Origin of the sequence: Salinivibrio sp. ML323, from assembly GCF_001995745.1 — a bacterium.
Lineage (GTDB): Bacteria > Pseudomonadota > Gammaproteobacteria > Enterobacterales > Vibrionaceae > Salinivibrio > Salinivibrio kushneri.
On sequence record NZ_MUES01000060.1, the window covers coordinates 1 to 1,006 of the forward strand.

Annotated in this window: 2 rRNA genes; both read left to right on the forward strand. The window is 49.3% G+C overall.

Features of this window, described 5'->3' with window-relative positions:
• A 16S ribosomal RNA gene (locus BZG13_RS15410) occupies window positions 1-176 on the forward strand; the annotation flags it as partial.
• A gap of 304 nt (window positions 177-480) precedes the next feature.
• Window positions 481-1,006 (forward strand): 23S ribosomal RNA (locus tag BZG13_RS15075); the annotation flags it as partial.

The following is a 1,006-nucleotide window of genomic DNA, read 5'->3' on the forward strand; positions in this document are numbered from 1 at the left end:
GTTCCCGGGCCTGTTCCCGGGCCTTGTACACACCGCCCGTCACACCATGGGAGTGGGCTGCACCAGAAGTAGATAGCTTAACCTTCGGGAGGGCGTTTACCACGGTGTGGTTCATGACTGGGGTGAAGTCGTAACAAGGTAGCCCTAGGGGAACCTGGGGCTGGATCACCTCCTTACTGACGCTATTGTTGCGAGTGTTCACACAGATTGCACGGTCATATTGAAAAGCGCTAACTAATGGTAAGCCAGTGGTTAACGCTTTTAGGCGTTACTCTGAAAAGAGATGCTCTTTAACAATCTGGAAAGCTGACAAGTCATTCTTTAAGAATGACAGTAAAGTTCTCAATCAGTGACATGTAATGTCACTCACACAATCAAGTGTGCTTGGGCTTTGTCTTAGTGATAAGCAAAGTCTCTATTTTGAGTCCGGCAAAAACAAAACCTTAGTTGTTTTACATGCAAGACCTTTTGGGGTTGTATGGTTAAGTGACTAAGCGTAGACGGTGGATGCCTTGGCAGTCAGAGGCGATGAAGGACGTACTAACCTGCGAAAAGCGATGGTGAGCTGGTAAGAAGCATTTGAGCCATCGATGTCCGAATGGGGAAACCCACCTGCATAAGCAGGTATCTTAGCGTGAATACATAGCGCTAAGAGGCGAACTCGGGGAACTGAAACATCTAAGTACCCGAAGGAAAAGAAATCAATTGAGATTCCGGCAGTAGCGGCGAGCGAMCCCGGAKYAGCCCTTAAGCGGCTTAGGCGTTAGGTGAACAGGTTGGAAAACCTGGCAATAAAGGGTGATAGCCCCGTAACCGACGGCGCCTTAGRCGTGAAAACGAGTARGACGGGACACGTGATATCTTGTCTGAACATGGGGGGACCATCCTCCAAGGCTAAATACTCCTGACTGACCGATAGTGAACCAGTACCGTGAGGGAAAGGCGAAAAGAACCCCTGTGAGGGGAGTGAAATAGAACCTGAAACCGTCTACGTACAAGCAGTGGG